Genomic DNA, 4,909 nt, shown 5'->3' on the forward strand with positions numbered 1-4,909 from the left:
GCGAGCACGCTCGCGCAACTTATCGGAGGGAAACGCTCTTTGAATCCGGTCAACAACTACGGAATCCGGTGGGGTGTAAGTCATACTCTCCACCGGGTTCCTCAAACTGGTAGCACCAGCGATATGTAATCATCAGATGGCGGTGGTTCGGGTCGTTAAACTAGAAGGGATGCATTAATCGCTCAATGGACGAACGCCAGCCGACGAAGTGCTAAACTAGGCAGTGCCGGACCGTCCTACTACTATGGAATTCGTCACTTCCCAGGGGATCGATGTACCCGCGATTGGTCTCGGGACGTATCAGCTTCGAGGGAACGAGTGTACATCTGTCGTCGAAACCGCCCTCGAAATAGGAAATCGCCACATTGACGTGGCCAAGTTTTATTCGATGACCGTGAAGTGATATCTTCTGTGGGCATTAAGAGGAGAGAACTAACACCTCAAACCCCCTTTTGTAGCTATTGGCAATTCGGAAAAGTCATCTTCTATAAAAATAATTAAAAGGAGGGGGACTGATTATTAGTTCAGATGACGCCGCTTACTAAGAAAGCAATAACGAGCGTCAAATTGAAGATGGCTTCCGTTGGAGGAGACAAGAATTTGTCGCGTCGTCGGGTTCTCGCTGGGACAGCAGGTGTTCTCGTCGGGGCCGGAGGGATGGCAGGGTCAGTGAGTGCGTCGGAATCGTGTGCAGTCTCGAATTTCTCGTACACGATTCATGCGAATACCCCGTACAAAACGACTGTACACGTAATTGAGGGTCAACAGGCCGGACCGACTGCCCTCGTAGTTGGTGGAATGCATGGCGACGAGGTAGCGGGCTACGAAGCCGGCAATCAGATACTTGACTGGCAGATCGATCGGGGAACGTTGGTCATGCTTCCTGAAGCGGACGTGGATGCGATCAATCGTGGTACACGTCATGGCTCGGTCGGATACCTAAATCGGCAGTTCCCAACTGGTCGTGAGCCGACCTCTGGGCTCGCTCAGGATATCTGGGGAGTCGTCGAGATGCATGAGCCGGATGTCGTAATCGATATGCACAGCTCTCGTGGCATTTGGGGTACTGATACTGAGTTCGATGGCTACGGACAGGCAGTCTTTTCGGCACCGTCGGCCGTCGCACGCGAACCGGCGGAGCGGACAGTTAACAAGATGAACGAGCGATTCTTGGGATCCTACCCGGACTCTTACGACTTCACGGTCGGAGAGACGATCGACGGATCGGAACCAATGCTGGCCCACAAGGTGGTTGGAGAGCTTAACCGCCCTGGGTATATCGTGGAAGTCACCGAGGATAACACAGATCTCTCAACCCAAATCCAGTGGACGAAATCGGTCGTCACCAATCTCTTGCGAGCCTACGGACTCGAGACGAGTTACGCCAGCGAACATTTCTAATCAATGGGTTACTGGTGAACGCTCGCGATGAAGTAAGACAGAGCGAGTGCGATATGATACGAGAATATACTCATTTCGAAACGAGACTTTAAGGTCTTTCAAAAATTTACCAACGGTAACATGGAACGGCCTACTCGCCAACGAGAGTCGGAACAGGACTCGACGCAGGCCGAGAAGACGGACGAACGATCCTGTGAGGAGTGTGGTTCGACTGCCCTCATCACCAGCGGGGACCAGGGTGAGGTCGTCTGTGAGGACTGCGGACTCGTCGTCGAGGACACGAACATCGACCACGGACCCGAATGGCGGGCGTTCAATGCAACCGAACGGGACGACAAGTCACGCGTGGGAGCACCTATGACTCAGACGATGCACGACAAGGGGTTGACGACGACCATCGACTGGAAGAACAAAGACGCCTACGGGCGCTCGCTCTCGTCGGACAAACGTAAGCGGATGAGCCGGCTTCGTAAATGGCAAGAACGCATTCGAACGAAGGATGCAGGCGAGCGCAATCTCCAGTTCGCCCTGACCGAGATCGACCGAATGGCTGCCGCGATGGGAATCCCTCAATCGGTTCGCGAAGTGGCGAGTGTCATCTATCGACGAGCCCTGTCGGAAGATCTCATTCGTGGCCGATCGATCGAGGGCGTCGCGACAGGCAGTCTCTATGCAGCGTGTCGTCAGGAGGGCATTCCACGGAGTCTCGAGGAAGTCAGTGATGTCTCACGAGTCGAACAAAAAGAGATCGCGCGAACGTATCGGTACGTCGCTCATGAACTCTCCCTTGAGATGAAGCCAGTCGATCCAGTGGAGTACGTCCCACGGTTCTGCTCGGAGTTGGCGGCCAGCGAGGAGGTCCAGGCGAAAGCCAAGGATATCATCAAGACCACGGCCGAGAAGGGGTTGCTCTCGGGGAAGTCACCAACGGGGTTTGCGGCGGCGGCGATCTACGCGGCGTCGTTACTCTGCAACGAGAAGAAAACCCAACGGGAGGTCGCAGACGTCGCTCACGTCACGGAAGTCACGATTCGTAATCGCTACCAGGAACAGATCGAGGCGATGGGACTGCCATCTTCTTGAGGAGAGTTCATATCATCAGTTGAGCTGACGACGAGCCAGAAAGCGCCCGTGGGGAGATCGGTGAATCTCGGTAACGAGGGATACGATTAGGAGCGGTGATATCGTCGAACACGTTGACCGTACCCTGGCGCGATCGTAACTCGATGCAGAGCCTGAACCCCGTCCAGTTCGTCGAGGACGTGCCCGGACCAAAGGGGGGCTACAGACCGACGGCGAGGGATTAGGAAGGTCCAGAGTCGTTGGTCTGTTCAGATACGCTGTGAGACCTTTTTTGCGATTGTGAGTGCGCCTTGATCCCATGCGACACGGTGGTCGAGTCCTGTGTCGTCGGCTGCCGCATCGCCTTCGTAATTCTCCAGGTACCACTCGTATGTTTCTACGAGCGCCTCCTGGTTAGAGTACTTGGGTTCCCAACCGAGTCCCTTTAGCTTCTCGACTGAAACATAAGAATCCTCGTGGGCCGTCTCATAGACCCATGGATACAGCGGGGATAGGTTCAGTCGATCGAGTACACGAAGGACGGCGACCGTGAGGAAGGCAGGAGTCCCAATAGTGCGCTTGCCTGTCTCCGCATAGTCTATCGGTGCCTGGAAGTCCTCTTTCATTGAGCCGAACTCATCGGCGCCGACGTTGAACGTGTCGTTCACTGCCTCCTCATCTCCGGTAAGCATCAGTTCGATCGCGGTAAGGAGGTCGTGGATGTGCAACAGCTGGTAGCGGTTATCGCCCCAGCCGACGAGCGGGACGTTAGCGCCATCTTCGATCCAGTCAAACAGCACCTGGAACACACCAAGTCGCTGCGGGCCGATGAACGTTTTCGGTCGGATTATTGGAACGCACATCCCCATACGACGGAAGTCCTGACAAATCTTCTCGGCTTGAATCTTGGCCTCGCCGTAGGGTCCGACCCCGTCAACGGGTGATTCTTCGGAAATAGGGTGTTCGTCGTGGGTCCCGTACACTGCGGTCGAGGAAATATAACAGACCCGCTCAACGTCGTGTTCTTTCGCAGCCCAGAGTACGTTTCGTGTCCCGTCGATGGTCGTTTCGCGGATTCGGTCGGCGTCCCACAGCGGGAGCGCGGCCGCCGTGTGCACTATCGTGGTGGCGCCGCTCTCTTCAAGCGCATCCGCCACGGCCATCTCACTTCTGACGTCTCCCTCTACGAAGTTGATACCGTCCGTGTCGTCTTCCTCTTCGAACGGTTTGAGGTCGAACGCCGTGACGTCCCATCCCTGGTCACGGAAGTACTGGCAGGTGTGGAGTCCGAGAAATCCAGTTCCGCCCGTGACCAGAACTGAATCATTCGAATCGTTGTTGCCGCGCTCATTATCACTCATTCTGTATTAAATGGGACTCGCTATGATGCTTCAATAGTGTGTCGACATTCACCGGTGCCTATCACACTAACATCGTGACTTAAGCGTCAAATCTGTCTTTCATCGGCGTTTAACGCTGATTCGGTTGAATTCAATAATAGTAAGCCAGATCTTTTTATCGCCTTGTGTGGCAGCAGGAATGGGTAAATGTCTCGCGCCTCCGTCGACCGGAACCGGTTCATTGGAATCATCTCCGGATTGGTAAGGGAGATACGACCCTGGCAGTGGTACAAGCAGAGCATTCTGCTCTTAGGGCTCGTCTTCTCCGAGAACCTGTTTAATCCAGCGGCCGTCACGAACGTCACGCTTGGGATCGTTGCCTTTTGCGCCATTGCGGGTACGACGTACATCAGTAACGATATCTTGGATGTTGAGGAGGACCGCAATCATCCGCAAAAGAAACATCGCCCTATCGCCAGCGGACTAGTACCAATCCCCGTGGCCATCTCGTTCGCGTGTCTGCTCTTCGTCGGTGGTCTCGCTATCTCGTGGTATCTTGGTGCACTATTCCTCCTGGTTGTCCTCACGTACCTCATTCAGAACGCCTTCTACTCCGTATTTATGAAAGAGATAGTCATCGTCGACGTGATAATCATTGCTATCGGATTCGTTCTGCGAGCTATCGCGGGTGTCGTCGCAATTGACGTCTACTTGAGCCCCTGGCTCGTTGTCTGTACGTTCCTCGGGGCGCTAATGCTTGCGTTCGGCAAGCGCCGCCACGAGATAGTTACTACCAGTGACCCGGGCGCATCGCGCTCTACCCTCAGTAAGTATACCGAAGAGATGCTCGATCAGTTTCTCGTCATCGCTCTTTCAGCGCTGATCGTTTCGTACTCGCTCTACACGTTTTACGACGGCGGTATGTGGATGATGACTACCCTTCCATTTGCCGTTTTCGCAGCCTTTCGCTACCATTTTCGTAGTTGGATAGCGTGATCAGAACTCACCGGCTAGTGATGTCTCTGATCCTGATCTGAGTTCTCCACCGAGGATAGACTGGAGCTGTTCAGGTGGATCGAGTCCTCGCCGTTTCCACGTGGCTATCA

The 4,909-nt window shown here is 54.5% G+C and carries 5 protein-coding genes; 4 read left to right on the forward strand and 1 reads right to left on the reverse strand.

Going from position 1 to position 4,909, the window contains the following annotated elements; genetic code table 11:
* The first annotated feature begins 528 nt into the window (after positions 1–528).
* The 3 genes from LCF40_RS22880 (at position 529) to LCF40_RS23930 (ending at position 2,708) form a co-directional block, all read left to right on the forward strand.
* Positions 529–1,401 carry a M14 family metallopeptidase gene (locus tag LCF40_RS22880; RefSeq protein WP_224830426.1) on the forward strand — a complete coding sequence of 291 codons (873 nt, stop codon included), beginning with the start codon at positions 529–531 and terminating at the stop codon, positions 1,399–1,401.
* Positions 1,402–1,521: 120 nt separating this feature from the next.
* A complete protein-coding gene (locus LCF40_RS22885) occupies positions 1,522–2,484 on the forward strand; it encodes a transcription initiation factor IIB (RefSeq protein WP_224830427.1) in 963 nt (320 codons plus the stop codon).
* A gap of 143 nt (positions 2,485–2,627) precedes the next feature.
* On the forward strand, positions 2,628–2,708 hold the full coding sequence (locus LCF40_RS23930; protein WP_380682957.1) for a hypothetical protein: 81 nt from the start codon (positions 2,628–2,630) through the stop codon (positions 2,706–2,708).
* 24 nt (positions 2,709–2,732) lie between these two features.
* Here LCF40_RS23930 and LCF40_RS22895 read toward each other — a convergent pair whose 3' ends face one another.
* Positions 2,733–3,824, reverse strand: coding sequence for an NAD-dependent epimerase/dehydratase family protein (locus LCF40_RS22895; protein ID WP_224830428.1), 1,092 nt, complete (start codon positions 3,822–3,824; stop codon positions 2,733–2,735).
* 186 nt (positions 3,825–4,010) lie between these two features.
* Between LCF40_RS22895 and LCF40_RS22900 the strand changes: the two genes are divergently transcribed.
* Positions 4,011–4,799 (forward strand): decaprenyl-phosphate phosphoribosyltransferase, encoded by a 789-nt coding sequence (locus LCF40_RS22900; protein ID WP_224830429.1) that lies wholly within the window; start codon positions 4,011–4,013, stop codon positions 4,797–4,799.
* The last annotated feature ends 110 nt before the right edge of the window (positions 4,800–4,909 follow it).

The organism is Saliphagus infecundisoli (assembly GCF_020177375.1).
Taxonomy (GTDB): domain Archaea; phylum Halobacteriota; class Halobacteria; order Halobacteriales; family Natrialbaceae; genus Saliphagus; species Saliphagus infecundisoli.

Coding starts and splice junctions, on each gene's coding strand:
- LCF40_RS22880 (WP_224830426.1), top strand. CDS start 529: ATGACGCCGCTTACTAAGAAAGCAATAACGAGCGTCAAATTGAAGATG.
- LCF40_RS22885 (WP_224830427.1), top strand. CDS start 1,522: ATGGAACGGCCTACTCGCCAACGAGAGTCGGAACAGGACTCGACGCAG.
- LCF40_RS23930 (WP_380682957.1), top strand. CDS start 2,628: ATGCAGAGCCTGAACCCCGTCCAGTTCGTCGAGGACGTGCCCGGACCA.
- LCF40_RS22895 (WP_224830428.1), bottom strand. CDS start 3,824: ATGAGTGATAATGAGCGCGGCAACAACGATTCGAATGATTCAGTTCTG.
- LCF40_RS22900 (WP_224830429.1), top strand. CDS start 4,011: ATGTCTCGCGCCTCCGTCGACCGGAACCGGTTCATTGGAATCATCTCC.